Origin of the sequence: uncultured Thermosynechococcus sp. (assembly GCF_938074695.1) — a bacterium.
In the GTDB taxonomy this organism is placed as follows: Bacteria; Cyanobacteriota; Cyanobacteriia; order Thermosynechococcales; family Thermosynechococcaceae; genus Thermosynechococcus.
On the sequence record NZ_CALJEM010000016.1, the window covers coordinates 1 to 24258 of the forward strand.

Annotated in this window: 24 protein-coding genes and 2 pseudogenes; 17 read left to right on the forward strand and 9 right to left on the reverse strand. The window is 54.7% G+C overall.

Features of this window, described 5'->3' with window-relative positions; all coding sequences use genetic code 11:
* From ndhN to Q0683_RS02010, 3 genes are all read left to right on the forward strand, one after another.
* Nucleotides 1–403 (forward strand): photosynthetic/respiratory NAD(P)H-quinone oxidoreductase subunit N (gene ndhN, locus Q0683_RS02000; RefSeq protein ID WP_298976032.1); only part of this gene is annotated, 403 nt, incomplete at its 5' end.
* Between the two features lie 129 nt (nucleotides 404–532).
* Nucleotides 533–793 carry a TM2 domain-containing protein gene (locus Q0683_RS02005; RefSeq protein ID WP_298976034.1) on the forward strand — a complete coding sequence of 87 codons (261 nt, stop codon included), beginning with the start codon at nucleotides 533–535 and terminating at the stop codon, nucleotides 791–793.
* 126 nt (nucleotides 794–919) lie between these two features.
* Nucleotides 920–2674 carry a DNA polymerase III subunit gamma/tau gene (locus tag Q0683_RS02010; RefSeq protein ID WP_298976036.1) on the forward strand — a complete coding sequence of 585 codons (1755 nt, stop codon included), beginning with the start codon at nucleotides 920–922 and terminating at the stop codon, nucleotides 2672–2674.
* Nucleotides 2675–2820: 146 nt separating this feature from the next.
* Here Q0683_RS02010 and Q0683_RS02015 read toward each other — a convergent pair.
* Nucleotides 2821–2971 (reverse strand): annotated as a pseudogene (locus tag Q0683_RS02015) (DUF309 domain-containing protein); the annotation flags it as partial.
* A 97-nt stretch (nucleotides 2972–3068) separates the two neighbouring features.
* Between Q0683_RS02015 and psb29 the strand changes: the two are divergent.
* Genes psb29 through ruvC form a run of 4 tightly spaced genes read left to right on the forward strand, consistent with a single transcriptional unit; the run spans nucleotide 3069 to nucleotide 6154 of the window.
* A complete protein-coding gene (gene psb29, locus Q0683_RS02020) occupies nucleotides 3069–3737 on the forward strand; it encodes a photosystem II biogenesis protein Psp29 (RefSeq protein WP_298976040.1) in 669 nt (222 codons plus the stop codon).
* On the forward strand, nucleotides 3724–4470 hold the full coding sequence (locus Q0683_RS02025) for an HAD family hydrolase (RefSeq protein WP_298617805.1): 747 nt from the start codon (nucleotides 3724–3726) through the stop codon (nucleotides 4468–4470). The genes psb29 and Q0683_RS02025 overlap by 14 nt, the downstream gene beginning before the upstream one ends.
* The gene (locus tag Q0683_RS02030) at nucleotides 4467–5669 is read left to right on the forward strand and encodes an NAD(P)/FAD-dependent oxidoreductase (protein ID WP_298616153.1); all 1203 of its coding nucleotides are present in this window, start codon (nucleotides 4467–4469) and stop codon (nucleotides 5667–5669) included. The genes Q0683_RS02025 and Q0683_RS02030 overlap by 4 nt, the downstream gene beginning before the upstream one ends.
* A gap of 5 nt (nucleotides 5670–5674) precedes the next feature.
* Entirely contained in the window at nucleotides 5675–6154 is a 480-nt protein-coding gene (ruvC, locus tag Q0683_RS02035; RefSeq protein ID WP_298616151.1) for a crossover junction endodeoxyribonuclease RuvC, read from the forward strand.
* Here ruvC and Q0683_RS02040 read toward each other — a convergent pair.
* Complete coding sequence (locus Q0683_RS02040; RefSeq protein WP_366142715.1) at nucleotides 6104–6373, reverse strand: hypothetical protein; 270 nt, start codon at nucleotides 6371–6373, stop codon at nucleotides 6104–6106. The two genes, ruvC and Q0683_RS02040, sit on opposite strands and share 51 nt — an antisense overlap.
* A 112-nt stretch (nucleotides 6374–6485) precedes the next feature.
* Here Q0683_RS02040 and Q0683_RS02045 point away from each other — a divergent pair, with 112 nt between their 5' ends.
* The 4 genes from Q0683_RS02045 to Q0683_RS02060 are packed head-to-tail and all read left to right on the forward strand — an operon-like array spanning nucleotide 6486 to nucleotide 10088.
* Nucleotides 6486–8531, forward strand: a complete 2046-nt coding sequence (locus Q0683_RS02045) for an NAD(P)/FAD-dependent oxidoreductase (RefSeq protein ID WP_298616147.1) — start codon at nucleotides 6486–6488, stop codon at nucleotides 8529–8531.
* 19 nt (nucleotides 8532–8550) lie between these two features.
* Nucleotides 8551–8985, forward strand: coding sequence for a hypothetical protein (locus Q0683_RS02050; RefSeq protein WP_298616144.1), 435 nt, complete (start codon nucleotides 8551–8553; stop codon nucleotides 8983–8985).
* Nucleotides 8986–9003: 18 nt separating this feature from the next.
* Entirely contained in the window at nucleotides 9004–9645 is a 642-nt protein-coding gene (locus tag Q0683_RS02055) for a MarC family protein (RefSeq protein WP_298976044.1), read from the forward strand.
* Nucleotides 9646–9665: 20 nt separating this feature from the next.
* Nucleotides 9666–10088: a gamma-glutamylcyclotransferase gene (locus tag Q0683_RS02060; protein WP_298616140.1), complete on the forward strand. Its 423-nt coding sequence runs from the start codon at nucleotides 9666–9668 to the stop codon at nucleotides 10086–10088.
* On the opposite strand, the gene aspS is transcribed toward Q0683_RS02060, so the two are convergent.
* A complete protein-coding gene (gene aspS, locus Q0683_RS02065) occupies nucleotides 10085–11875 on the reverse strand; it encodes an aspartate--tRNA ligase (protein ID WP_298616138.1) in 1791 nt (596 codons plus the stop codon). The two genes, Q0683_RS02060 and aspS, sit on opposite strands and share 4 nt — an antisense overlap.
* 259 nt (nucleotides 11876–12134) lie before the next feature.
* Between aspS and Q0683_RS02070 the strand changes: the two genes are divergently transcribed.
* The 3 genes and pseudogenes from Q0683_RS02070 to Q0683_RS02080 all read left to right on the forward strand — a co-directional run bounded on the left by Q0683_RS02070 (nucleotide 12135) and on the right by Q0683_RS02080 (nucleotide 15044).
* The gene (locus Q0683_RS02070) at nucleotides 12135–12386 is read left to right on the forward strand and encodes a hypothetical protein (RefSeq protein WP_298616136.1); all 252 of its coding nucleotides are present in this window, start codon (nucleotides 12135–12137) and stop codon (nucleotides 12384–12386) included.
* 65 nt (nucleotides 12387–12451) lie between these two features.
* Nucleotides 12452–14191, forward strand: coding sequence for a mechanosensitive ion channel family protein (locus tag Q0683_RS02075; protein WP_298976047.1), 1740 nt, complete (start codon nucleotides 12452–12454; stop codon nucleotides 14189–14191).
* Nucleotides 14192–14193: 2 nt separating this feature from the next.
* Nucleotides 14194–15044 (forward strand): annotated as a pseudogene (locus tag Q0683_RS02080) (NAD(P)/FAD-dependent oxidoreductase).
* Here the strand turns inward: Q0683_RS02080 and Q0683_RS02085 are convergent.
* Genes Q0683_RS02085 through Q0683_RS02095 form a run of 3 tightly spaced genes read right to left on the reverse strand, consistent with a single transcriptional unit; the run spans nucleotide 14978 to nucleotide 16885 of the window.
* Nucleotides 14978–15739 (reverse strand): carbon dioxide-concentrating mechanism protein, encoded by a 762-nt coding sequence (locus Q0683_RS02085; protein WP_298616131.1) that lies wholly within the window; start codon nucleotides 15737–15739, stop codon nucleotides 14978–14980. The pseudogene Q0683_RS02080 and the gene Q0683_RS02085 sit on opposite strands and share 67 nt — an antisense overlap.
* 8 nt (nucleotides 15740–15747) lie before the next feature.
* Complete coding sequence (locus Q0683_RS02090) at nucleotides 15748–16503, reverse strand: pantothenate kinase (protein ID WP_298616129.1); 756 nt, start codon at nucleotides 16501–16503, stop codon at nucleotides 15748–15750.
* Nucleotides 16484–16885, reverse strand: coding sequence for an AbrB family transcriptional regulator (locus Q0683_RS02095; RefSeq protein ID WP_298616126.1), 402 nt, complete (start codon nucleotides 16883–16885; stop codon nucleotides 16484–16486). The genes Q0683_RS02090 and Q0683_RS02095 overlap by 20 nt, the downstream gene beginning before the upstream one ends.
* Before the next feature lie 501 nt (nucleotides 16886–17386).
* On the opposite strand from Q0683_RS02095, the gene Q0683_RS02100 reads away from it, so the two are divergent.
* The 3 genes from Q0683_RS02100 (at nucleotide 17387) to Q0683_RS02110 (ending at nucleotide 21207) form a co-directional block, all read left to right on the forward strand.
* Nucleotides 17387–18523, forward strand: coding sequence for an ABC transporter permease (locus Q0683_RS02100; RefSeq protein WP_298616124.1), 1137 nt, complete (start codon nucleotides 17387–17389; stop codon nucleotides 18521–18523).
* A 46-nt stretch (nucleotides 18524–18569) separates the two neighbouring features.
* Entirely contained in the window at nucleotides 18570–19745 is a 1176-nt protein-coding gene (locus tag Q0683_RS02105) for a PP2C family protein-serine/threonine phosphatase (protein WP_298617793.1), read from the forward strand.
* A 73-nt stretch (nucleotides 19746–19818) separates the two neighbouring features.
* The gene (locus Q0683_RS02110; RefSeq protein WP_298616120.1) at nucleotides 19819–21207 is read left to right on the forward strand and encodes a hypothetical protein; all 1389 of its coding nucleotides are present in this window, start codon (nucleotides 19819–19821) and stop codon (nucleotides 21205–21207) included.
* Here Q0683_RS02110 and Q0683_RS02115 read toward each other — a convergent pair.
* The 3 genes from Q0683_RS02115 to Q0683_RS02125 are packed head-to-tail and all read right to left on the reverse strand — an operon-like array spanning nucleotide 21204 to nucleotide 23873.
* Nucleotides 21204–22826 (reverse strand): MBL fold metallo-hydrolase, encoded by a 1623-nt coding sequence (locus tag Q0683_RS02115; RefSeq protein WP_298616117.1) that lies wholly within the window; start codon nucleotides 22824–22826, stop codon nucleotides 21204–21206. The two genes, Q0683_RS02110 and Q0683_RS02115, sit on opposite strands and share 4 nt — an antisense overlap.
* A gap of 32 nt (nucleotides 22827–22858) precedes the next feature.
* Nucleotides 22859–22993: a hypothetical protein gene (locus Q0683_RS02120; protein WP_298616163.1), complete on the reverse strand. Its 135-nt coding sequence runs from the start codon at nucleotides 22991–22993 to the stop codon at nucleotides 22859–22861.
* A 49-nt stretch (nucleotides 22994–23042) separates the two neighbouring features.
* Complete coding sequence (locus Q0683_RS02125; protein ID WP_298616115.1) at nucleotides 23043–23873, reverse strand: FAD-dependent thymidylate synthase; 831 nt, start codon at nucleotides 23871–23873, stop codon at nucleotides 23043–23045.
* Nucleotides 23874–24258 lie beyond the last annotated feature (385 nt).

Consider the following 24258-nt stretch of genomic DNA (forward strand, 5'->3'; position numbering starts at 1 on the left):
AGCATTAGCACTCTTTGTGCCGCCGGAGGGAGGCTTTGAGGGGCGCTATCAACGGCGATTGCGTTCCAAGGGCTATACCACCCTGCATATGAGCGCACCCGGCTTGGGGGATTTAGCCGCCTACCTGACCCAAGAGCACGGCATTCGTCCCCCACACACGGGTAAAGAGAACATTCGCGTTTATTTTCAGCCGCCTTTGGTAACCTACCACTTGGAAAACCTGCCCCCCAATGCCAAGGGACTGGTGCTTTGGCTTATTGATGGCAAGCGGCTCTCAAGACAAGAATTTGCCTACTTGGCACAGTTGACCCAGACGCTGCCGAAATTTAAGGTGGTGGTCGAAGTGGGGGGCGATCGCTCTGTGCGCTGGGAACCCCTTGCCGATTGGGCTGCTGCTGCTTAAGATTCTGATTGGTTGCGTCAATCAACAAACTGCCTACTTCCCCCTTGACAACCCTGCTGAAGTCCTGAAGGATACAGGCTAGGAGGGCGCGATTGCGCCGTATCAAAAATAACCATTGGGGAAGGGACGATGACCTCAAATTCTGATGTTTCAGGGAAGAAAGTGGCAGCCGGCATTTGCGGTATCCTCTTGGGTGCCCTCGGCATTCACAAATTTGTGCTTGGCTACAACACCGAGGGCTTGATTATGCTCTTGGTGAGTCTTTTAACTTGTGGCCTGTTTGCCCCCGTCATGTCCATCATTGGCCTGATTGAGGGAGTCATTTACCTCACTAAAAGCGATGAGGAATTCTACAGGACGTACATTACTGCTAAAAAAGGCTGGTTCTAGAAGCTAAAGGCTCTCCCCTCAGGGAAAATCAGGGGCGATCGCTGGCCTGCTAAAATATCGGGCGTGGCTCTCCCTTTTGGCAGTTGTAGGTTAAGCACAGGATTTTTTGATATATCTAGTCCAGCAGTGCCCTACGAACCCCTGCATCACAAGTACCGCCCCCAACGCTTTGCAGATCTGGTGGGTCAAGGGGCGATCGCCACCACCCTGACCCAAGCTATCCTTAAGGGGCGGATTGCCCCCGCCTATCTCTTTTGCGGTCCGCGCGGTACGGGGAAGACCTCCAGTGCTCGGATTCTAGCCAAATCCCTGAACTGTCTGAGCAGCCCCAAGCCCACCCCTCATCCCTGTGGTCACTGTGACGTCTGCCAGCAGGTGGCCGGTGGAACCAGTTTGGATGTGATTGAAATTGATGCCGCAAGCCACACGGGGGTGGACAACATTCGCGAACTCATTGAGAAGGCGCAATTTGCCCCCGTCCAGTGCCGCTACAAAGTCTATGTGATTGACGAATGCCACATGCTCAGCGTGTCGGCCTTCAATGCCCTGCTCAAAACCCTAGAGGAGCCACCGCCCCATGTCGTCTTTGTTCTGGCCACCACCGATCCACAGCGAGTTTTGCCGACGATTATTTCCCGCTGCCAGCGTTTTGATTTTCGCCGCATTCCCCTACAAGAAATGGTTGCCCACCTCCAGTCCATTGCCCACAAGGAGCAAATTGACATTGAGCCTGCGGCCTTGACATTGGTGGCGCAACTGTCCCAAGGGGGTTTGCGGGATGCTCAAAGCCTTTTGGATCAGTTGAGCTTGTTTCCGGGACGCATTACCGTCGAACATGTCTGGCAGATCACAGGAGCAGTCCCAGAGCAGGATCTAAAGCAATTGCTGGGGGCGATCGCCCAACGAGATGCGGTGGCGATTCTCGAACAGACCCGCCGGTTACTGGAGCGGGGGCGCGATCCGCTGACAATTCTGCAAAATTTGGCCGGTCTCTACCGCGATTTACTCTTGGCGAAAACGGTTCCTGAACGGCAGGACTTGGTGGCGCTCACCGCAGAAACTTGGCAGGCACTGATTGCCTTGGCCGAGGCGTGGTCTGTGGAAGAGATTCTGCAAGCCCAACAGCACCTGCGCACCTGTGAAAGCCAAATTAAACAGAGCAATCAACCCCGTCTCTGGCTGGAAATCAGCATTTTGGGGCTAATCACGGAGACAGGGGCACAATCCACGGTGCCGAATGGAACGCCGACTGCCGGTCTCTTGCCCCCTAGGACTGAACCGTCACCTACCCCCCCCAAGGGGTCGGAAGTTCAACAGGCTCAAATTAAAGACATTCAAATCAAAGCCCCCAACGACTCTAAGGACACTAAAGAGAGGGTTGCTCCAACCGAACCGCAGGCAGAAAATACCGAAGGCGTGTGGCATGAAGCACTCCAGCTCTTGCAGCAGATGCAAATGAGTACCTATGCGCTGCTTTCGCAGCATGGTCATCTGCGACGGGTGAGCGATCGCGAGGTGCACATCGGCATTGTCAATCAACCGCTGTTAAACATGACGAAAAATAACCAAGCCAAAATTGAAGCCGCCTTTTCCCAAGTTTTAGGCCGCCGCATCAGAGTTGTCTTGGAGATTGCCCCGCCGCCCCACAAAACCAACCCTGCATCAAAAGCCAAGGAGCCGCCGCAACCCACCGCTGTCCCACCCCCCCCGCCACCAGTACCAACCCCTGCCCCTCCCTCTACTGCGCCCGATCGGGTGCGGGAATCCGCTGAAAAACTGGCGCGCTTCTTTAACGGCGTGGTGATTCACTTACCCGATGCAGAAGAAAGTCCAGACACCCCCATTGCTGAAGTCTCTGAAGAGGATGAACTTGAGTTTTAAGGGATCTCGGGTTCTAGGCTGAATCTGGCGATTCGGCAACAGCAAGATGCAGTTGAATTTTCGGCTCTGCATCAAGGGGGGTCTCTCCGCCACGCTTGTCAAAAAGGTTGTCAAGTCTAGGCCGCAACAGTCTGGAGCGCACTCCGCCCTTCCCCCAACAGCAAAATTGCTCCCCGTTGGTTACCCCGACTTAGGTGATGGCAGGCCACGGCAATTTGCAGCAGGCCTTGGTAAAACCTGCGCTCAGGTTCATAGGGCTTCAAGGGTGTCATGGCAGGCATAGAATTCGCCGCGGTTACGAGGGCAAGCTCAGGACGCATCATTGATTGGGAAAGCGCAATGGGCAATAATAGTAAAGAATCATGACATTTTTTAACGAATATCGGCAGAGCTTGTGCAAAATCCTCGAACTGTCTCTGATACCAAACGCGCCTTTTATGCAGCTCACAGGCGTCCCATTCACTCGATCTACCGCCGCTTTATTGAGGAACTGCTGGTTGAAATTCATCTGCTGCGCGTCAATATAGAGTTTCGCTACTCTCCTCTCTTTGCTCTAGGGGTGGTTACCGCCTTTGACCAGTTTATGGAGGGGTATCGGCCCGCGGACGATCGCGCCAATATTTTTCATGCCCTCTGTGTGGCTGAGGAAATGGACCCCCAACAGCTCAGGGAAGATGCCGCCCGCTGGCAACAATACCAAGGCTGCTCCCTCAGTCAAATTCTGGAGGAACTCGGCAGCGACAACCCCAGTGCTCCCCTGCACAGCCTCAACCATGAGGGGAAATATAGCCGCCTCCATGCCGTGGGACTGTATGCCTTTTTGCAGCAGTTGGCGGGGAATGTAACAGCAAATCTCAATGAAACATTGGATCAATTGGCACCGCTGGTTAAACTACCCATTGAGAAAGTCAAGCGCGATCTTGAACTCTACCGCAGTAACCTTGACAAAATGAATCAGGCTCGCAGTCTAATGAAGGAACTGGTGGAGCAAGAACGCAAGCGACGTGCCCAGCAAGCCGCTTCTCCCCCTGTCGTGGATGCCAGTTCCGATGCGCCCGCTTGAGCCGCCTCAACTCATTACCCTCGATGCGGTTGGGACGCTCTTCGGCCTCAGGGAATCCGTAGGTACTACCTATGGCCGTTTTGCTGCGGCAGTGGGGGTTCAAGTGGATCCAGCAGCACTGGATGTGGCGTTTTTTCAGGCCTTTAAGGCTGCCCCCCCTTGTGCTTTTCCTTATCTGGAGGCCCCCCAACGCTCAGAGGCTGAATTCAAATGGTGGCAAGCGGTTGCGGCAGACACGTTTCGACGTGCGGGCGTGCTGGATCAATTTGCCGATTTTGATACGTTTTTTGCCCCGGTCTTTGCCTACTATGCCACGGCTGAACCGTGGGTGCTTTATGGGGATGTCTTACCTGTTTTGACAGATTGGCAAGCGCAGGGCATTCCCTTGAGGGTGGTGTCAAATTTTGATAGCCGTTTGTACGGTATTTTAGAGACCTTGGGGTTAGTGCCGTTTTTTAAGGGGGTATGGATTTCCAGTGAAGTGGGAGCGGCAAAACCGGATCGACTCATCTTTGAGCGGGCAGTGACCCCCTATCCGACCTCTCAGGTGTGGCATATTGGCGATAGTTGGGAGGAGGATGTTCTCGGTGCCCAAGGCGCTGGTCTGCAAGCAATTTGGCTGCGGCGCGATCGCCCATTGTTGCCGGATCCGACCCTGAACGCGACTCTAGCCGTGCCACAAATTGCTGACCTCACAGGGGCGCAAGTTATACTGAGGGGGACAGCGTCATGACAGAATCAGCAGTGACTAGTCAAATTTGCATTCTCGGTGGTGGCTTTGGTGGGCTTTATACCGCCCTACGACTTGCCCAATTCCCTTGGGATTCCTCTCCAGAGATCACCCTTGTCGATCACAGCGATCGCTTTGTGTTTACCCCCCTGCTCTATGAACTGATTACTGGGGAGCTACAGGCATGGGAAATTGCGCCGCCTTTTGTGGAGTTGCTCAAGGAGACTCCCGTGGTTTTTCATCAGGGAACGGTGGCCGCTGTCGATCTCAAGACAAAAACGGTGCACTTGAGCGAGGGCAACCCTCTCACCTATGAAAAACTGGTTCTCGCCCTAGGGGGGGAAACCCCAAAGAATAGCATCCCCGGTGTGGCGGAGTACGCCTTGACCTTCCGTACCCTTGGGGATGCTTACCGCCTAGAGGAGGTGCTGCAACGGTGCGAGCGCTCCGATCGCGATCGCATTCGGGTTGTGGTGGTGGGTGCAGGGCCAAGTGGGGTGGAATTGGCCTGTAAACTCGCAGAGCGCTTGGGGAGCCGCGGGCGCATTCGCCTTGTGGATCGCAACCCTGAGATTCTCAAGTCTTCCCCAAAGTTTAATCGCAGGGCGGCTCTGCGCGCCCTCGAAGACCGTGGGGTGTGGATTGATTTAGAGACAACCCCTGTGGCGGTGACAGCAGATCGCATTTCGCTGCAATACAAAGACCGCGTGGATGAGCTGCCTGTGGATATTGTGCTGTGGACGGTGGGGACAGCGGTTTCACCCGTGATTGCTGCCCTTGACTTGCCCAAAACAGCGACGGGTCGCCTTCAGGTGATGCCCACACTCCAAGTTTTGGATCACCCAGAGATTTTTGCCCTTGGAGACGCTGCGGATGCGGTGGATGACCAAGGACAAGCCATTCCCCACACAGCCCAAGCGGCGTTCCAGCAGGCAGATTATGCCGCTTGGAATCTTTGGGCAAGTCTGAGCGATCGCCCCCTCCTTCCCTGTCGTTATTCCCACCTCGGTGAAATGCTCACCCTGGGCACCGATCGCGCCGCCTTGGCCGGTCTGGGACTGACCCTTGATGGCCCGCTGGCCTACTTGGCGCGGCGACTGGCTTATCTCTACCGCATGCCTACCCTAGAACACCAACTGAAGGTGGGGCTACACTGGATGGCGAAGCCGATTTTAGATCTGTTGACCGGCATTGCAAACTAGAAGGTGTGCGCATCCTTGGCTTAGACCCCGGCCTTGCTACCCTTGGCTATGGCTGTATTGAGGTGCAGGGCAACACCTGCCAAGTGTGTGATTTTGGCGTCATCACTACCCCTGCCCATACCCCCATGGGCGATCGCCTCCAGAGTCTCTACAGCGATCTGCACACCCTCATTCCCGCCCTCCAACCGGATTGGGTGGCTTTGGAGCGGCTCTTCTTCTACAAAATGAGTCACACAATTCTGGTTGCTCAAGCGCGGGGTGTGATTCTTTTAGTGCTCAGTCAACTCCACTGTCCCCTCATGGAATTCACTCCTCCCCAAGTGAAGCAAGCTCTCACCGGCTATGGCAATGCCACGAAAATGGACATGCAACAGGCGGTGCAACGGGAACTCCATCTCAGCCACCTACCCCAGCCCGATGATGCTGCTGATGCCCTAGCAATCGCCCTCACGGCGAGTCGTCACTGCGACGGTATCAATGGTTAACCACGCAACTTCTACGGCTTCACTGAGCCATTGACGTGTTTTGCGATCCAGTAGGTCATCCTCTGCAAGTACCCATTCCTGAATCTGGGTCAGACTGTGGCCTTGGGCACGGCAAATCATAGTTACGCCGGCGATCGCTGCGGCAACCACCTCTTCACTAACCGGCTGCTGGCTGAGGGCCGCCATTTCTTCAAGAGTCCTTGGAATGGGATAATGCATAGGGCAACAGGGGAATTCTGAGAAATCGTAAACTCTCTTAAACTGTTTAGTACAGTGCAGTTTACGCCAAATTGTGCCCTTGTCAAGCTCCCTAGCAGACTTTTGAAACAAAATGCAAGAACTCCTATACCTTGAGGTACCCACGCCCGATACCCCAGCAGTCATTCGCTGGCTACACCACACTTTTCAGCCACGTTTAGGCACCCTTGTCCCCAAAAGCAGTGGCGGCTGTTGGCAGGTTCCCAATAGTCCTACAGAACTCGCCATTTTTTTTTGGAGTGTGCAGCGTACTACGTATCTCAAGGTGATGCGCTGGGGAGAGCAGCCTTTTCCCCAGGAGCGTGCCTGTGTCCAACAACTCCAGCGAGCGCTGCGTTTGGCCTTTCCTCTGCAACCTGAGGTTCTCCCCCCTTGGCCTGCGGGCCAGAGCATTTTTGAAGCCTTGGCCGATCGCTATCCGCTGACGGTGAAATACTTCCAACGCATGCCCCAAGGTGAGGCAGATCTAGAGCGCGTCTATTGGTGGGAACAGCGCTGGCGTCAAGGGGTACAACAGCCCACTCCCCCTGTTCCTGTTCTGCACAGGGCAACAACGCTTTGTGAGACGCCGAGCTATGACTTAGTCTATGTGGGGGGCGCTTTGGGGGTGGTTCATGCAGCAGTGATGGCGCGGTTGGGCTATCGGGTGCTGGTGATTGAACGGTTGCCGTTTGGCCGTATGAATCGCGAGTGGAATATCTCCCGCATGGAATTTCAGAGCCTGATTGATCTGGGCTTGTTTACGGCTGCGGAGTTTGAGAGCCTGATTGCCCGCGAGTACCGCGATGGCTTTAACAAGTTCTTTGATGCCACTAGCCCTCCCCATTGTCGGGCACCTGTACTGCACACCCCAACCGTGCTCAACATTGCCCTCGACTCGGCAAAATTCTTGCATCTATGTGGAGAGAAACTGCGCCAAGCGGGCGGTGAGATTTGGGATTGGACGGAATTTGAGAGGGCCACGATTCATCCCAATGGTGTGGTGGTGCAAGCACAGCATCGCCAGACCCAAGCACCGCGACAGGCGATCGCCCGTGTTCTGGTGGATGCGATGGGTACTGCCTCCCCCATTGCGCGGCAACTCAACGGCGGTCGGGCTTTTGATAGCGTGTGTCCCACCGTGGGAGCGATCGTCAAAGGAATTGCCCCCCAAGTTTGGGATGGCGATTACGGCGATGTGCTCTTTAGCCATGGCGATATTTCCCGAGGACGGCAACTCATTTGGGAACTGTTTCCGGGATCAGGGGAAGAGCGCACGATTTATCTTTTTCACTACCACCGCATTCAGCCAGCGTTTCCCGGCTCTTTACTGGAACTTTACGAAGACTTCTTTACGATTTTGCCGGAGTACCGCCGCTGCGATTTAGACCAACTGACTTGGGTCAAACCGACCTTTGGTTACATTCCCGGCTACTTTAGCCACCATCGGGGCGATCGCGCCGTGGCCTTTGATCGCGTCTTGGCCATTGGGGATGCCGCCTCGCTCCAGTCTCCCTTGGTATTTACCGGTTTTGGCTCCCTGGTGCGCAACCTGCCGCGCTTGACGGATCTGCTGGACACCGCCCTGCGTCACGACCTTGTGCAACAACCATTCCTCAACCAAATTCGCGCCTACCAAAGCAATACAGCCGTGACTTGGCTCTTTTCGCGGGGAATGATGGTGCCTAGCGATCGCCCCCTCCCCCCGGCGCGCGTCAATGCCATGCTCAACACCTTCTTTGGCATCCTTGGGCAAGAATCGCCGGAACTGGCTGATCGCTTTATTAAAGACCGCACCGGTTGGCTTCCCTTTAACCGCATGGCACTGCGAGCTGCTTGGCAAAATCCCGGCCTTCTCTGGTGGATCTACGAAATGGTGGGGCCTTGGGATCTGCTGCGTTGGCTGCACAGCTACCTCAGTTTTAGCTTAGATGCCCTGTACCATGCCCTCTTTGGTTTCTGGCTTCCCCCCTTGATACGCTGGTGTCAACCGTGGCTTGAACCCTTGGCACCGCAACTGTGGTTTTGGCTTTTGGTGCAAAGCTATGCCCTGAGCTACTCGGTGGGGCAACCCCGCCTTGAGCGTCCCTTAGCACCCCCACCCACCCCTAAAGTTGATCAAGCCGTTTCCCCTCGCTAACCTTGGGAACAACAGTGTTGTGGAGAGAACCGCAGTGAATGCAGCAGAGCAGGCAGTGACGGTGCAGATGGCCAGTAAATTGGGAGCGATCCTCCACCTCTTCAAGCAGTGCAGTCCCGATCTGCGGGCAGACCTGCACCCTTGGGCCGATGACCCCCACACCCGCCACTGGGTGGATCCGGATTCAATTGACATTGGCTTTCACCTCCCCGGTTGGAGTCGCCGCTGGCAAGCCCGCAGTTTACTCCTGCAAATCCGCCTCCATGGCGATCCAGACTCTCCTCGCCGCCGTGCCATTGGTCTAGAGATTGTGGGTTTTAGCTATATGAGTGAGCAGTGGCGTTTCAGCAGTATTGGTCAGGGGGTGTTTAGCGGGCACAATCTTCCCAGCGCAGACCTGCGCAATCAACTGCGCTCCATTAGCCATGAGATTATTGCTGTGCTCAATACTTGATTTTTGCAAAAAACATCAATGGTACATCCAACCTTCTCTTTTTTGCTGGGAACCCTGGCTGCCTTGTTTCCAATTGCCGATCCCATTGGTGCCATTCCCATCTTTTGTACTCTTACGGCGAAACATCCCGCCAAATACCGTCGCCAAGAAGCTCAGCAAATTGCCTTCAATGTCTTTGCCGTTTTAGTCACATTCTTTCTGGTGGGTAAGTTTATCCTCAGCTTCTTCGGAATTTCCTTAGCTGTGGTGCGTATTGCGGGAGGACTGATTGTGGCTCACACTGCTTGGCAAATGGTAACTTCTCACCAACGCTTGACGTTTCAGGAGCACGCAGAAGCAATTGACAAAGAGGATATTACGTTTACACCAATGGCTGTTCCTTTGATTAGTGGGCCGGGGGCGATCGGCGTGACCATGACCCTATCCACGCGCTGCCAAGTTTGGGAAGAGTATCTTGGTTGTCTGCTGGGGATTGGTCTTTTTGGCGGTGTGGTCTATGTTTGCCTTGCTTTGGGCGAACGACTCCTGCGAAAGTGGGGCAAAACTGGTGTGGGGGCACTCACCCGGATTCTCGGATTTTTTATTCTGGCGATCGCTGTGCAGTTAATTGCCGACGGCAGTTTGGAATTCGTCAGGGCAAACCTATATGAAACTCGCTAATTGACTCATTCCTTGACAACATGACGCTACTACGCCTTTTTGTCTATGGCACCCTCAAACCCGGCTATCAACCCCATGACACCCTCTGTCGGCCTTGGCTAAGTGAGCATCAACCGGCGTTGGTAAGAGGCCGCCTTTATCATCTGCCAATGGGGTATCCCGCTCTCACGGCTGAAGAAGGGTGGGTACGGGGAGAGTTATTGATCTTTGATGACCCCCCTCCCAACGTATTGGCGCGACTCGATGCCTTTGAAGGCTATAACCCTCAGTTGCCTCCCCACCTGAATCCCTATACTCGCCAAGAAGTGCCGGTGTATGACCTGAATTATCACCCCCTAGGCACGGCAGGGGCGTACCTCATGAGGATTGAGGACGTGCGGCAGCTTAAGGGAGAGTGGCTGCCAGAGGGAGTATGGAATCGGCCAACGCATCTGCGTGCCTAGACTTTTTTTGCGGCTTTGGCGGGCGTCACATGGAGTTCCTTGAGTTGCTGCGGTTCCACGGGGCTGGGGGCACCGGTGAGGAGACAACGCGCTTGCTGGGTTTTCGGGAAGGCGATCGTGTCGCGGATGGAGTCTTCACCCGCTAGGAGCATGACGAGACGATCTAGACCATAGGCAATGCCGCCGTGGGGAGGAGCGCCAAATTCAAAGGCCTCCAACAGAAAACCAAATTTTTCTTGAGCCGCCGCTTCATCAAGGCCAATGGTTTCAAAGACGCGGCGCTGTAACTCCGACTGATAGATGCGCAAACTGCCGCCGCCCACTTCGTAGCCGTTGAAGATCAGGTCATAGGCTTGGGCACGGGCGGTTTTGAGATCATCCAAGTCAGCGGGATGAGGAGCAGTAAAAGGATGGTGCAGCGCCTCAAGGCGCTTTTCTTCGGCATTCCACTCGAACATGGGAAAATCAACTACCCACAGAAGATGGAACGCCGTAGGATCAATGAGATTAAATTCGCGGGCAATGGTCTGGCGCAGGCGATCGAGGGTTTTATTGACGGTTCCGGTGTCCCCGGCCCCAAAGAGGAGTAAATGCCCCGGCTGGGCACCGGTGCGCTCTAGAAGCGTGGCCTTTTGCTCTGAGGAAAGGTTGTCCTTGATGGCGCCAATCGTGTCAATCTCGCCGTTATCGCGAACACGAATGTAGGCCAGCCCTTTGGCACCGGCAGCAGTGGCCTCTTGGAAGAGATCGCCGCCGGGTTTAATCCGCACATTGGAGATGCGATCGTTGCCGTGGGGAATGGGCAAAATTTTCACCACCCCCCCTTGGGCGATCGCCCCACTAAAGACCTTGAAACCGCAGTCTTTGAGAATATCAGAGACATCTACGAGTTCGAGGCCATAGCGGGTGTCGGGCTTATCGGTGCCATAGCGATCCATGGCCTCTTGATAAGTCAAGCGGGGAAAGGGGCGGGGTAGATCAATCCCCTTTACGGTTTTGAAAATGTGGCAAATGAGGGCTTCGTTGAGATCAAGAATTTCGTCTTGATCCATGAAGCTCATTTCCATGTCCAGTTGGGTAAATTCGGGTTGGCGATCGGCACGCAGGTCTTCATCGCGAAAGCAGCGGGCAATCTGGTAGTAGCGATCGCACCCCGCCACCATCAACAACTGCTTGAATAATTGGGGCGACTGGGGAAGAGCAAACCATTCCCCCGGATTCACGCGACTGGGCACTAAGTAATCGCGGGCACCCTCCGGCGTCGAGCGGGTGAGAATGGGCGTTTCCACTTCAATAAAACCCGCCTCATCCTCGAGGAACCGCCGCATAGCTTGAACAACCCGATGGCGCAACTGCAAATTTCTGGCCATCCGTTCCCGCCGCAGATCAAGGTAGCGGTAGCGCAGCCGCACCTCTTCGCGCACCTGTTCATTCTCGCTGCTGGAGATGGCAAAGGGGAGTTGCTGGCGCACCGTATTGAGCACCTCAATGTGATCGGCGTAGATCTCAACGTCGCCCGTGGCCAATTTCGGATTGACAGACTCCGCCGGACGCTGGCTGACCCGACCAATGACTTTCACCACATACTCACTGCGCAGGCGATCGGCTTGAGCATAGGCATCGGGAGTACGCTGGGGGTCACTGACAATTTGGACAATGCCGGAGCGATCGCGCAAATCAATAAAGATAACGCCGCCGTGATCTCGCCGCCGATCCACCCAACCGTAGAGGGTGACCCTTGTTCCGACATCCGTTAGCCGAACATCGCCACAGTAGTGTGTGCGCATAGACCCCAATGGTTTGTGAGTATATTGGTAAAGCCTTATTATTTTAGCGGTTCACCGCCCTACCGTTAGGGATTTCTCCCCAAAGCATCAGAGGTGGGTAGGCAGAGGGGCTTTAGAAAACACAACAGAAATTTACATTACTTAATGTGGATTTCCTAACTTTAATTGCAGCTTTGGCAGATTCCGCCCCAATTGCCAAGGGGCAACGTATGGTAGTAGAGAGGCAAAATCTAAAGAAAACCTTAAAAGGAGGGCAAGTATGACCCCCTCTCTCCTTCGGCAGTTCTGGCACTTTGTTGAGCAAGCACAGGTGGGACGATTGTTGAGCATGGATGACCACACCCTACAGGGATGGCTGGTGGCACAGTTTAGTGATGTGTATCCCCTCGAGCACAGCCAGCGCCATCATCTGGAGTGCTACATTGCCTCGCGTCTTGCCTTGATTCGCGATGTGGCGAGGGAGCGCGTTCCCGGCAATTTTGGCGATCGCCCCTCGGGAACCTTGAGCTGAGTGAGTCCTTCAAAAGGCCAGAGGATAGCTTTGGCAATTGTGGCTCTACAGATCAGTACGAGCGGATGATCAACGTGCATCAACGACGATGGCGGTGGGGGGCGATTGCCCTCGTGGCGTTTTTTTTCACCCTTCTCTCCCCGTGGATCAGTGTTGCTCAGGTTGCGCTACCGGGAATTAGCCAAACCCCAGTTGTCCCTACACCCCCCGGCGTCACCCGCCTTGGTGAACTGGAAATTACCGATGTCCGCTTTGATGGCAGTAGTCTTTTTACAATTGCTGCGCCGACGGTTCGCGATCGCGCCCATCCCGGCAATGTAATTCCCGTTGAAGTGCGAGCCGAACTCATTCAATCCAATCTACGGCGGGTGCTCCACAGTGCCCTTGACCGCAGACGGCGATCGCCAGAATTGGTGAACATCGGTGTTGCCCGCCTCAATAATGTGCTGGTCATCAGTGCCCGCATTGGTCAAGCCGAACGCACCACTCGCCTGCTGACGGTAACAGAAGCCGACAGCGACTACCATCAACTGCCTCCCGACACCCTCGCGCAGCAGTGGCGGGATATTTTGCAAGAGCAGATGAACCGAGCAATTCAGGAACGCACCTATGCAGCGTTGGTGGCGCAAGCTAAGCAGGCCGTTCTTACCTTTTTCACAGTGGCAGGGGCAAGTTTAATCTTATGGATTGTGCAGCGGTTTCTTATTCGGCAACGCCAGCATCTGCAACAGCAACTCGACACAACTCCCCCTGAAACCCCAGAACCAGAGTGGGTTTTATCTCTCCTGCCGCATCTACAACACCAGTTCTTTCTCAAGCAACGCATCCAGCTGATTAGCCTCGTGCGGTATCTGCTGTTGTGGGGACAAGTCGCTCTGTGGCTGCTTGGTTTAGCGGCAATTTTGCGCCTCTTTCCCATGACCCGCTGGCTAAGTTCCCAAGTCTATGGCCTGCCCATTCTGTGGATGGTGGTGTGGTTTGGCACGGGGCTGCTGAATCAATTTGCTGACTTGGCTTTTGATCGCCTTCGGGTATTCTGGGAGCAAAATAATCTGCTCAGGTTTGCCGATACGCAGCGCAGAACCCTGCGGGTGAGCACCACGGTGGAGGTGATGCGCAGTTGTAAGACCGCCGTGATCTATCTCACTCGACTCGTAGTCATCCTTGGCTCTTTAGGGATGCCGGTTTCCTCCATCTTGGCGGTGGGAGGCTTTTTAGCCTTGGCCATTTCCTTGGGGTCGCAAAACTTGATCAAGGACATCATCAATGGTCTGCTCATTGTCTGGGAGGATCAGTACGGCATTGGCGATGTGGTGGAAATTGAACCCTATTCAGGCATGGTGGAAAACTTGAATTTACGCATTACGCAGTTGCGCAACGCGGAGGGTAAGCTGATTACCATTCCCAATAGTACGATTACCAAGGTGGCCAATTTAACCCGTACTTGGTCGCGGGTGAATCTTGAACTGTGGGTAGATGTGGAGACCAATCCCGATCGCCTGTTGTCCTTGCTCAATGACCTAAGTATCCGTTTTTACGAAGAACCTGAGTGGCAACTCAAGATGTTGGAGCAACCGGAGATTTTAGGGATTGATCAGATTACCGCCAGTGGCTTACTCGTGCGCATCTGGATTAAGACACAAGCGGGACAACAATGGGCTGTGGGGCGGGAGTTTCGGCGGCGGGTGCTCAACCTCATGGCCGCAGAGGGGATTGCTGTGGGGCGGTTGCATCAGCAGCTTCACTGGGCGCGCGATCGCAACGGCAAAGATGAAAATACCCATCCTTCGCCCTTGGAATCTTGATCGTGGGTCGGCACATTTTGGTTATCGGCAGTGGTGCCGCTGGATTTTTAGGGGCAATCGCCTGTGCTACGGCGAATCCCCGCGATCGCGTGACTATTTTAGAAGCTGGGACAACGGCACTGAATAAAGTCCGCATCTCTGGCGGTGGCCGCTGTAGTGTCACCCACCACTGTTTTAATCCGTCGCCGTTGTGCAACACTATACCCCGTGGCGGTCAGGCCTTACGGGGTGCCTTTAGTCGCTTTCAACCCCAAGACACAATCGCCTGGTTTGAGGCGCGGGGGCTTCAGTGACCCTGTGGTCTTGAAACTCTCGGCATGGGAGACGCATGCCTTGGCGGCGCACCACTATCGCGGCACCTTGGTTGTGAATTGGCTCCCCCCTCTGTCGCTGCCGCAGCTTCAAGCGGAGTTGGCAGCCTGTCGTACCCATGCCCCCAAGCGGGCGATCGCCAACCATTGTCCCTTTCCCTTGCCGCGTCGCCTCTGGAGCTACTGGACAACCACCGTGGGAATCCCCGCCGAGCAACCTTGGGCACATCTCAGTAAAAAACAACTGCTGGCCTTGGCGGAGGCGTTACACCAAGGTTCATTCGCGATCGCTGGCCAGGGCACTTTCAAAGGGGAGTTTGTCACCCGTGGCGGCGTTGCTCAAGGAAGTAGATTTCAAGACAATGGCCAGTCGTTGCTGGGAAGGTCTGTTCCTCGCGGGGGAAATTCTCGATATTGATGGTGTGACGGGGGGTTTTAACCTACAAAGTGCGTGGACAACGGGCTGGATTGCGGGTCAGGGATTGGCCGGGGGTTCGACGGGCACCGTTTCGGCCGGGGCTGCTACGGCCACACTTTCTTGAGCGGTACCTTGAAGGGCAAGGGGTTCGCCCTCTTTTTGCTTGAGGGTGAGGGGTAGCCGCAGGGGTTGCAGCTCGCCTTGCAGAGCCGGTGCCAAGGGCAAGGATTGATCCAAATCCTCAAGGGGACGGGGCACTAGCATTACAGCATGGAGTTCCCCAATGCGATCGGCTTCTGCCATCCCTGCTTCAAGGGCGATCGCCGTATTGGAGGCCGTACCCCGAATAATAGCTGTACACAGACCGGCGCCAATGGTTTCATAGGCGGTCAGCATCACATCCGCTGCTTTGAGCATGGCATCCGCCGCCCCCACCATGGCCGGAAATCCCCGTGTTTCCAATAAACCAACTGCATGGCTACTGAGGCGATGGCCGCGATGTTTAGAGGCAATCTGGGCCAGCAGACTCCCAATGGGGAGAATTTTCTCAAGGTTGGGATCCGGCCTTGGAATGACCAAGGTACTGAGTTCTTGACCAAATTGCTGCGCCCGTTCGGCGCCTTCTTCCACCGCAAGGCGGACATCGGCAATTCGGCCGCGCACAATGGCCGTACAGTGGCCACTGCCAATTTTTTCGTAGCCCACAAGGAGCACATCAGAGGATTTAAGCATGTGATCGGCAATGCCAACGATCGCCGGAAAGCTCTGGGCAGAGACCAGTCCCAAGGCTAAATCCGTAAAATCATGACGCCGCTCCATTGCCTGAATTAGTCAATCCTTTCCATTGGTTGCATCTCTATCTTAGCGGTTGAGTTGCGGAGAGCGCGGATACCCCAAAAGGCAAGATGATCATCCTCGCACCAGCGGTGTGGGTCTAGAAATGTTTTTAACAGTTGACTAATCAAGGAGCGATCGCCCCCGGTCACAACCAGCGTCCCTTGGGCGTACTCCTCAAAAAAGGCGCCAAGGTAGGCGTGTAAAATGGCGGCAGTGCCGTAGTAAAGACCGCTTTCAATGGCTGTGTTGGTAGTGGTGCCCCAACGGGGCGGGGCTTCTGTGGGAAAAGCTACGCAGGGTAGAGCTGCCGTGTACTCCGCCAGTGCCCGCGCCATTAATCCGAGGCCGGGGAGAATCACGCCGCCCGCAAATTCGCCACGAGCGTTGGCTAGGGTCAGCGTTAGAGCAGTGCCTGCATCCACAACACACACCGGTGCGCCATAGACCTGCAGCGCGCCCCAGAGGGCAAGGGCACGGTCAATGCCTAGGGTTGGATACATCCGCGGAATGGGAATATCCTTCAGGGTAAGGGCGATCGCTGTTGGATAAACTTGGTGCAGGGGCAGAGAACCGACACTCGCACCCCAACAGGGGAGGTTGGGATAGTCTTGGGCAGGGTTGTGAGCAAATTCCCCAGGGGTGAGGTGCCAAGTTTGGCTTAAGTGCTCACCGCTAAAGAGCGCCCAGTGCTGCCGACTATTGCCGATAATCAGGGCGAACCAGTGATTACTCTGTTGCAGTGCCATCCACCTCTTCTGCATCTATGAGATACAGATGAATATGTTTATAGCCCTGCTTAATTTTGAACGTGTCCCCCGGCTTTAGGTTCATGGCTTTTGTATAGGCTGAACCAATGACAATCTGGCCATTTTGGTGCACTTTGACCCGATAGGAGGGCGATCGCCCCCGTCCTGATTGATGATTGACCTCTTCTTCCGATGACTCTACTTTTATTCCCCTAGCGGCAAGTACCGCCTCATAAAACTTCCCTAAGTTGACACGCACCTCACCTGATTTTGTTATCCGGCAGTAGCCACAGAGTTTTGCGGCTTCCTTGGGAGACACAGAACCCAGTTCATTTAATCGCTGTAGAAGTGCTTTACCAGTTAGGGGCTTGTTTTTTTCCATCCGCTCTATATTTCCTCTACCAGAACGCTATTCAAATCAATCAGTAAAGTAACTCCAGACCTTTTCCCAACGGTGGCACACGCTCAAAATTGTGAAAGCCAAGGTGGAAGAGAATTATCCCCCTTCCTGCATCCCATGTTTGCGAAAAGGACTGTGAGTTCTTCTTGAATTAGGCGGTGCCGATACTTTATAGTTCACGATTAGGTTTTTCAAAAAATCGCTAAAGTGATTGATTTGTACTAAGCTACCTCTTTATTCGATCCATATGGTAATCCTTTTAACAATGCGTTAATTTACATTAATTAATATAATCGGGTAATTATACCAAGTCTATTTAACAACAAAAGTGATTTTGTATTAGTTTGTTAATTTTTATTACATCACCGCACAGCAGAATACCTCTCCCAAAACACGGGACGGGGTAGGTTTTGGGATTCAATCCACCGGAGAATCCATCGATTATTAGTGTATAGTACCAATACTCTGGGGGATAAGTGACGAATGACTCCTTGGCAAACATTGCGGCGTAATCCTCTGGTGATGTTTAGTTTAGGGATGTTGCTGACGCTGTACCTGCTGGCAATTGCCGCTGACTTTGTAGCGCCCTATAGTCCCTATGCCTTTCAAGTGGACGGTGCCCTGTTACCGCCCACCCGCATTTACTGGCGCACCCCGGCGGGTCGGTGGATAGGTCCCCATGTCTATCCCACCCGCTTGGGGCCTGTCAGTTTGGAGACGGGCAAGCGACCCCTTATCGTTGACTGGGAGGAACCCTCACCCATTCGCCTCTTTGTCAAGGGCAGCGCCTACCGCTTCTTGGAAATTACCTTGCCCCTGCCGACACGCTGGAGTCTCACAAATCCCCAACTCGAGCCACGGACGATTTTTGCGGGGTTTCCTTGCGATCGCCATCTCTTTGGCACGGTGGGCAAGGGCTACCTGAATCTTTTAGGAACGGATGACCAAGGTCGCGATCAGTTGAGTCGGCTCCTCTTTGGTGCCCGCATTAGCCTCAGTATTGGCCTTGTGGGGGTGGCGATCGCCTTTCCCATTGGCACCCTTGTGGGGGCGATTTCTGGCTACTTTGGCGGCTGGCTAGATGCAGTCTTGATGCGGGGCGTTGAGGTATTGATGACGCTGCCGACAATCTATCTGCTGGTGGCTCTGGCGGCGGTTCTCCCTGCGGGACTCAGGAGTGGTGAGCGCTTCCTGCTCATTACCGTTATTACCGCTTTTGTGAATTGGGCGGGGCTGGCTCGGGTGATTCGCGGTCAAGTGCTCAGTATCAAGGAGATGGCCTTTGTGCAAGCAGCGCAGCTCATGGGGGGGCGATCGCTCTACATTATTGTGCGGCATATTATTCCCCAGACAGCGACCTACGTGATTATTGCCGCAACCCTCTCCATTCCCAGCTTTATTGTGGCGGAATCCGTCCTGAGCCTCATTGGTCTAGGGATTCAGCAGCCGGATCCCTCTTGGGGCAATATGCTCTCTTTGGCCACGAATGCCTCAATCTTAGTCTTGCAGCCGTGGCTCGTTTGGGCACCGGCCACACTGATTGTGCTCACGGTGCTCTGTTTCAACATTGTCGGCGATGGCCTGCGGGATGCTCTTGATCCCAAGCGGATACAAAAATAGCCAAGGCCCTTGGGATACACTAGGGGGAGATTTTAAGAATTAGGCTATGAGTGGCGATCGCCGGCCCTATCAAATTCTGGTTATTGATGATGATCCCACCACCCGCCTCTTGCTGCGGAAAACCCTCAAAGATCTGGGCTACGAGGTCGCCGTGGCAAGTCATGGCCGCGAGGGGATTGCGATCGCCACTGCCGAGAAACCGGCTCTGATCATCTGTGATTGGATGATGCCCGAACTCGACGGCCTAGAGGTCTGCCGTCAAATCAAGCAAGATCAGGAACTCTCCCGCAGTTTTTTTGTCCTGCTCACTGCCAAAGGGGAGGTGGAAGACCGCATTCAGGGCTTGGATGCCGGTGCCGATGAATTTTTGTCAAAGCCCATTGATCCTAACGAACTGCGGGCACGCATTCAAGCAGGCTTGCGTCTTTATCAACTCAACCAAGACCTGCTCAAGCAAAAACAACTCCTAGAGGCTGAACTCCACGAAGCCGCTGCCTATGTGCGATCGCTCTTGCCGGCACCCCAAGAGGCTCCCTGTAAGATTAACTACTACTTCTTGCCCTCCAGTCAGTTAGGTGGGGATTGCTTTGACTTTTTTTGGGTCGGCGATCGCTATCTAGTGCTCCACATTCTCGATGTTTCAGGACATGGCTTAGGCGCTGCGCTGCCTTCGGTCTCTGTCTTGAACCTGCTGCGCAGTACAACGCGGGAGCAAACCAGTGGCAGCTTTGATTATCTACACCCTGCCCAAGTCCTCGAAGCCCTCAACAGCGGCTTCCAAATGACAGATCAGCAGGAAAAGTATTTCACGATTTGGTACGGCGTGTACGATCGCCAAACCCGGCAATTGACCTATGCCAGTGGGGGACACCCGCCGGCACTCCTGCTCACCCGTGAGGCTGACCAATGGCAAGCTACCCTCCTGAAGACACCGGGAATTCCCATTGGCATGTTTGCGGACATGGCCTTCACGGAAGCAACGATTGCGGTGCCTAGCCCGGCAGTTCTCTACCTCTTTAGTGACGGCATCTACGAGTTTGAAACAACCGACAATAAAGTTTGGGGACTCGAAGCCTTTAGGGCCTTGCTCATGGCTGCCCACACCCAAGATTCCGTGCCCTCATTGCCCCAATTAATGGCCCAAGTGCAGACCCATGCAGCGGCCCATGCCTTTGGCAGTGATGATGTTTCATTGGTGCAAGTGGCATTTCCGGCGGTCTAAATTGGCATCGAAGATTGCATAATGTAGCGTCTTCTGTGCAATATCCTAGGCAGTGGCAGAGTGAAAATGAACTATGGGCAGATGGGAGTTTTTACTGCAAAAGGAGGGCGATCGCGCGTGGTTGCCCCTAGAGCCACCCTCGGCGGAAGTTTTGGAGGGCAGTTACCGCTTGATGGCGCGCTGTCCTGTTGCCGAAGCCTCTGTGGAAGTGCAAATTACCCATCTTTACGATGACCAAGGCGTGCCCAAGCAACGCTATCAACGCCGCACCCATCGGAGTAGTTCCACAGGACTCATGGGTATTTTGCCCTTTACGTATTTGCAGCCGGGGCGTTGGGAATTTCAATGCCGTGTGGCACAACAGGGGGTACTGGATTCAGAGGGGTTTGCGATCGCCCTTGATGTCCTTGCCCAGAGCGAAGAGTGGGAGTTGCCGCCCCCAGAAACCTTGCCAGCCGTTCCAGAGCAGCCAGTTAAAGCTGCCGAACCCTCCCAACCTCAAGCACCCTCCCCTGCTGAGCTGCCCACAACGCTGATTGAGTTGCCCCAAAGTGCCTATACGATCTTTGCCGATGAAACGCTGGTTTTAGAGGGCACGGTGGCAGTTCCCGGTACGGTGGTGATTCGTTTGCGCAATCCTGCCACCCGCGATGTGGTGCAGGAGCAATCGGTGCCGGCGATCGCCCGCGAGGGGAAATGGTCTTTTCGCTGTACACTCACGCCCTTAGCCAATTATCCGGTCATGGTTGGGGAAGCCCGCCTCCTCCCCAATGATCCTCTAGAGCACAGCGATCTCCGCCAAGTCCAAGCCTTTATGGTCACGGTGTTACCGGCACCCGAGATTCCGGCTGTCTCCGCCCCACCCAAGAGTAAAACAGTCACCGGCCCGCAGTTACCCATCTTAGGGGATACTACCCTCGAACCTGTACCGGTAAGCGGCTTTTGCCTACCGCCCCAACTGAAGCCTGTGAAAGCCCCTGTGGTGGTGGATTTGCCTAGTTTTTGTCAGCCCCTGTCTGCGGTCACGGTGCCACCGCCTCAGGATTTGCCCATGGATCGCCAAGAGCGATTTTGGTTGCGATTGCAACGGTTAGCGGAATTAGCACCCCCCCCGGCATCCACAAATTCTGAGACTCCCTATCCATTGACCCCACCCCGGCTCATGCTCTCACCGGAGCCACTGGTCTCGCCGCTGCACCTCAAGGTGAATTTGCCTGCAACCCAACGGGGATGCTCCGTCAAAGTGTGGATCACCGATGGCGAAACGGGAGAGTTAATTGCGGGTCCCCGCTGGCTGGTGGACTTTGATTTTTATCGCTATGGGGATGACTGGCAAACCGTCCTCCATATTGACGTGCCCGCCAGCGTGCATTCTATTGCCCTGATGGCGATCGCCATTGATCCTAAAACCGGCGCCGAAAGTCCAACGGTGACCCTGCGGCGGCAGCTCCAAGTGACCTAGCTTTCGGGTTCGGGTTGGGTTTCTGCCCGCTCAAAGGCCGGACAATAGCCCTCTGGCGCCACTTTGAAGTTGTACAGGGCAGAGGCCTCATTCCAGCAGCGCTGACCCCGATAAAACTGGCAATTAAAACAGCTTTCCTGATCGGGGGCGATGGAAGCTGATGTCCCACCCAGCACTTCCTTAGGGGTCATACCGCGAATCAGCAATTGCTCCCCCTGCCAGGAGGCAAGGACAAAACCCGTATCCGCCAGCCGTCGCCAGCGCGGATCGGTGGTCACAGAGGCCGGCAGACGAATGATTGCCTCATCGTTCCACTCAGTGACCTCCCCCTCATAGGCCACTTGCATTAGGGAAGTGGGTGTGGAAAGCGCCAGCTGACCAATGGGAAATTCAATCCTTGAGCCGCTGGTGGGTGTGTGCAGATGGTAGCGGTTGCTGAGTTCATTCAGACTGGCTAAATCGGCAAGGTAGTTGGGATCGCCATGGATGAGAACCACATGCTGCGGCCGAATATTGTGAATCAGCTGAGTCGTCGCAGGGCCATCGGCATGGAAGGAGAGTAGAAATGTATCCACCTCCACATTGGGTAACCGGGCCAAGTCAGGATTGTCTCCTCGAAAGGGCTGACCATAGCGCAGCCGTGGATAGAGCACAAGCCAAGGTCGTTGCCCCTGGGTCACGTAGGGCCGCAGGTCTTGATTCTCCTCCACAAGGACAATGGTGGGGGTCTCACCCCGAATTTGTGCCAAACTGCGCAAGGGCTGAACTTCGGGCTTAACCCGCTGATCCCAAAAGAGGGATTGGTGTTGAGCAAAGTTCTGAATGGCGGTGGGTAAATGGGGCAAAACCGTAAGGTAGGCATCGCAGCCGCGGGCGATCGCCGGACTCACCCAAATCTGAATCGGCTGTCCTGTAAAAAGATGATGACTGCGCAGCAGGATGAGAATTTCTTGGGCTGTACCGAGGGGAGGAAGGGAGAGCAGGACGTTATAGCCTTGGTCAACCGCCGTGCGAATCCGCTCTGCCAATTGGTTTTCCTGCTGACGGCGGTGGGGATGACGCGCTGTGCCTAAGCTAGCCTCAATGATCAGCACATCCGGCTGCAATCCCCGCAAATCCGCTAGGGGCAGTCCTTCCGTAAAGCGAGTATGGGACAGGAAAAAATCCCCCGTGTAAACCACGCTTAAGGGGGGGCGTTCTGTGTTTGGGTCCTGGTATGTAAGCACAAAAACCGCTGCCCCCGGCAAATGCCCTGCGGGAAAGAGTTCTGCCGTCAAGCCATCGCCAAACTCAACGGGCGATCGCCAAGGCAAAGCGCGGCAGAAGGGGGGAACCGTTTCATCTGGCCAGTTGAGGGGCAAAAGCTGGGTCGTCACCTCACTGGCATAGATGGGAATATGGGGAAAACGACGATGGAGTGCCAACAGACTCTGGGCATGATCCGCGTGGGCATGGCTACAGAGCACCAAGTCAAAGGGATGCTGTTCAATCTCATCGAGGGGCAATGCATCAAGGGATGGGACACCACAGTCCAGCAAAATCCGATAGGTGCCAATTCCTAAGCCAATGCACACCCCCTCATCGGCGTGACCCACCCCATAGTTGAGGCACTCGATCATGAATCGTGATCAGTTATCCTCCCTAGTCAGTTTTAGTGAGCAGAACCGTTGCCGTGGTAGTGATCAGTGTCGTAGAAACCATTGCGGGTGCCAAAGACCAAACACAGCACAATAAACACTGGCGTAATGGCCAGCAAAATGGGCTTCACGTTAATGGCAACGTCCATAGCTGCGCTCCTCGCTGTCGTCAACTGAGTAAATAGTGTCTTCTGCTACTCAGTGTATCGTGGATGATTCGCGGGGATTCGCTGATTTTCTCTCCTCAAAGTAACGCAGTTGCCGCCAACCCACAAAATTCGCATAGGGCTGGCGATCGCCCATACATTCAGCCACGTGCTCCAAGGGAGACAAATGCTTGGGGTCTGCCCCCGCCAAGCGGTGATACAGGGCTAGATCCGCTTCTGGGTCACTGCGTCTGCCATCCCGCAGATAGTAAGACACCCGCGCACAGCGAGCCACCGACATATACTTACATTCTTCAAGGCTGTACCGTTCACGCTCATGGGCATCAATATAGGGCAGGTGCCACTCCCCCACAGCCACAGGGGTCGGCTCATGGGTTTCCAGCAGGTGCTGAATTAGCTTGGCCAAGGCTTGCATTTCGGGTTGAGCATCGGGGTGGTTACGCAGGCGCAAAAAGTTATCCCACTCGGTGCTACTCACCACCGTTTGCATCCACATCCACGGCTCCAGCATGCGGTTGACTACTTGCTTGTGAATGCCTAGCTCATGGAGTTGCCGCGCCCCCTCAAGAACCGCGAGGCGGGTTTTCAACCAGATTTCCTTGGCCGCCTCCTTGTGTTCGCTCTCTTGGCGCGCCTGCATCCCCGGTTGATTTTGCCCCCAATGGTAGGGAATGACGGGATTCTCTTCCACCTGCGCCATCATCTTTGTCACTGGCACTGCCCGCGAACTGGCGGAATTGCGGGAAAACACCCGATGGGTGAGGAGTTCGCTGTGAATAAAACGCGGATATGTCAGTTGCAGTGTAACCAAGCGCACCCCTGCGGGTGAAATTGAATCGGCAATTACACGCCCGTCTTGCATCTTTGCTCGTTTGAATCTCTGCCTTTTCTAGGCTAATGCAAGGGGAACACCGTCTGCCCGATCTGCTATTGCAAAGCCCTTGAACTTTGTGCTGTGGCACAGTGGAGCTAGACCTGTTGTGGATAAACCTTCAATCCAAGAGCCGCTACTTTCCTGAAATTAACCTGAGGGGGTTGATGAGTGCGGTTCTTCAAGAGGCTGCGTTCAGGGAACAGGTGCTCCGTGATAGAATTCCTCGCGCGGATCAAGGCTTGTATAGCGATACCCTGCTCCCAACCCTACCCGCCCACCTGAGGGAGAGGGCCATCAGCACCTGGGCAGACTTGAGGAATGTTTCAGGAAGAGAACTACGCTGATGAAAGCTCAGAAACGATTTGTTACAGTA

What these genes read in the sequence shown, in the direction of transcription:
- Q0683_RS02045 (WP_298616147.1), top strand. Translation starts at nt 6,486, where the DNA reads ATGCAAGAACTCCTATACCTTGAGGTACCCACGCCCGATACCCCAGCA.
- Q0683_RS02070 (WP_298616136.1), top strand. Translation starts at nt 12,135, where the DNA reads ATGACCCCCTCTCTCCTTCGGCAGTTCTGGCACTTTGTTGAGCAAGCA.
- Q0683_RS02095 (WP_298616126.1), bottom strand. Translation starts at nt 16,885, where the DNA reads ATGGAAAAAAACAAGCCCCTAACTGGTAAAGCACTTCTACAGCGATTA.
- Q0683_RS02110 (WP_298616120.1), top strand. Translation starts at nt 19,819, where the DNA reads ATGGGCAGATGGGAGTTTTTACTGCAAAAGGAGGGCGATCGCGCGTGG.
- Q0683_RS02005 (WP_298976034.1), top strand. Translation starts at nt 533, where the DNA reads ATGACCTCAAATTCTGATGTTTCAGGGAAGAAAGTGGCAGCCGGCATT.
- Q0683_RS02125 (WP_298616115.1), bottom strand. Translation starts at nt 23,873, where the DNA reads ATGCAAGACGGGCGTGTAATTGCCGATTCAATTTCACCCGCAGGGGTG.
- Q0683_RS02025 (WP_298617805.1), top strand. Translation starts at nt 3,724, where the DNA reads ATGCGCCCGCTTGAGCCGCCTCAACTCATTACCCTCGATGCGGTTGGG.
- Q0683_RS02085 (WP_298616131.1), bottom strand. Translation starts at nt 15,739, where the DNA reads ATGGAGCGGCGTCATGATTTTACGGATTTAGCCTTGGGACTGGTCTCT.
- Q0683_RS02060 (WP_298616140.1), top strand. Translation starts at nt 9,666, where the DNA reads ATGACGCTACTACGCCTTTTTGTCTATGGCACCCTCAAACCCGGCTAT.
- Q0683_RS02100 (WP_298616124.1), top strand. Translation starts at nt 17,387, where the DNA reads ATGACTCCTTGGCAAACATTGCGGCGTAATCCTCTGGTGATGTTTAGT.
- Q0683_RS02030 (WP_298616153.1), top strand. Translation starts at nt 4,467, where the DNA reads ATGACAGAATCAGCAGTGACTAGTCAAATTTGCATTCTCGGTGGTGGC.
- Q0683_RS02090 (WP_298616129.1), bottom strand. Translation starts at nt 16,503, where the DNA reads ATGGCACTGCAACAGAGTAATCACTGGTTCGCCCTGATTATCGGCAAT.
- Q0683_RS02105 (WP_298617793.1), top strand. Translation starts at nt 18,570, where the DNA reads ATGAGTGGCGATCGCCGGCCCTATCAAATTCTGGTTATTGATGATGAT.
- Q0683_RS02115 (WP_298616117.1), bottom strand. Translation starts at nt 22,826, where the DNA reads ATGATCGAGTGCCTCAACTATGGGGTGGGTCACGCCGATGAGGGGGTG.
- Q0683_RS02055 (WP_298976044.1), top strand. Translation starts at nt 9,004, where the DNA reads ATGGTACATCCAACCTTCTCTTTTTTGCTGGGAACCCTGGCTGCCTTG.
- aspS (WP_298616138.1), bottom strand. Translation starts at nt 11,875, where the DNA reads ATGCGCACACACTACTGTGGCGATGTTCGGCTAACGGATGTCGGAACA.
- Q0683_RS02075 (WP_298976047.1), top strand. Translation starts at nt 12,452, where the DNA reads ATGATCAACGTGCATCAACGACGATGGCGGTGGGGGGCGATTGCCCTC.
- Q0683_RS02040 (WP_366142715.1), bottom strand. Translation starts at nt 6,373, where the DNA reads ATGCATTATCCCATTCCAAGGACTCTTGAAGAAATGGCGGCCCTCAGC.
- Q0683_RS02120 (WP_298616163.1), bottom strand. Translation starts at nt 22,993, where the DNA reads ATGGACGTTGCCATTAACGTGAAGCCCATTTTGCTGGCCATTACGCCA.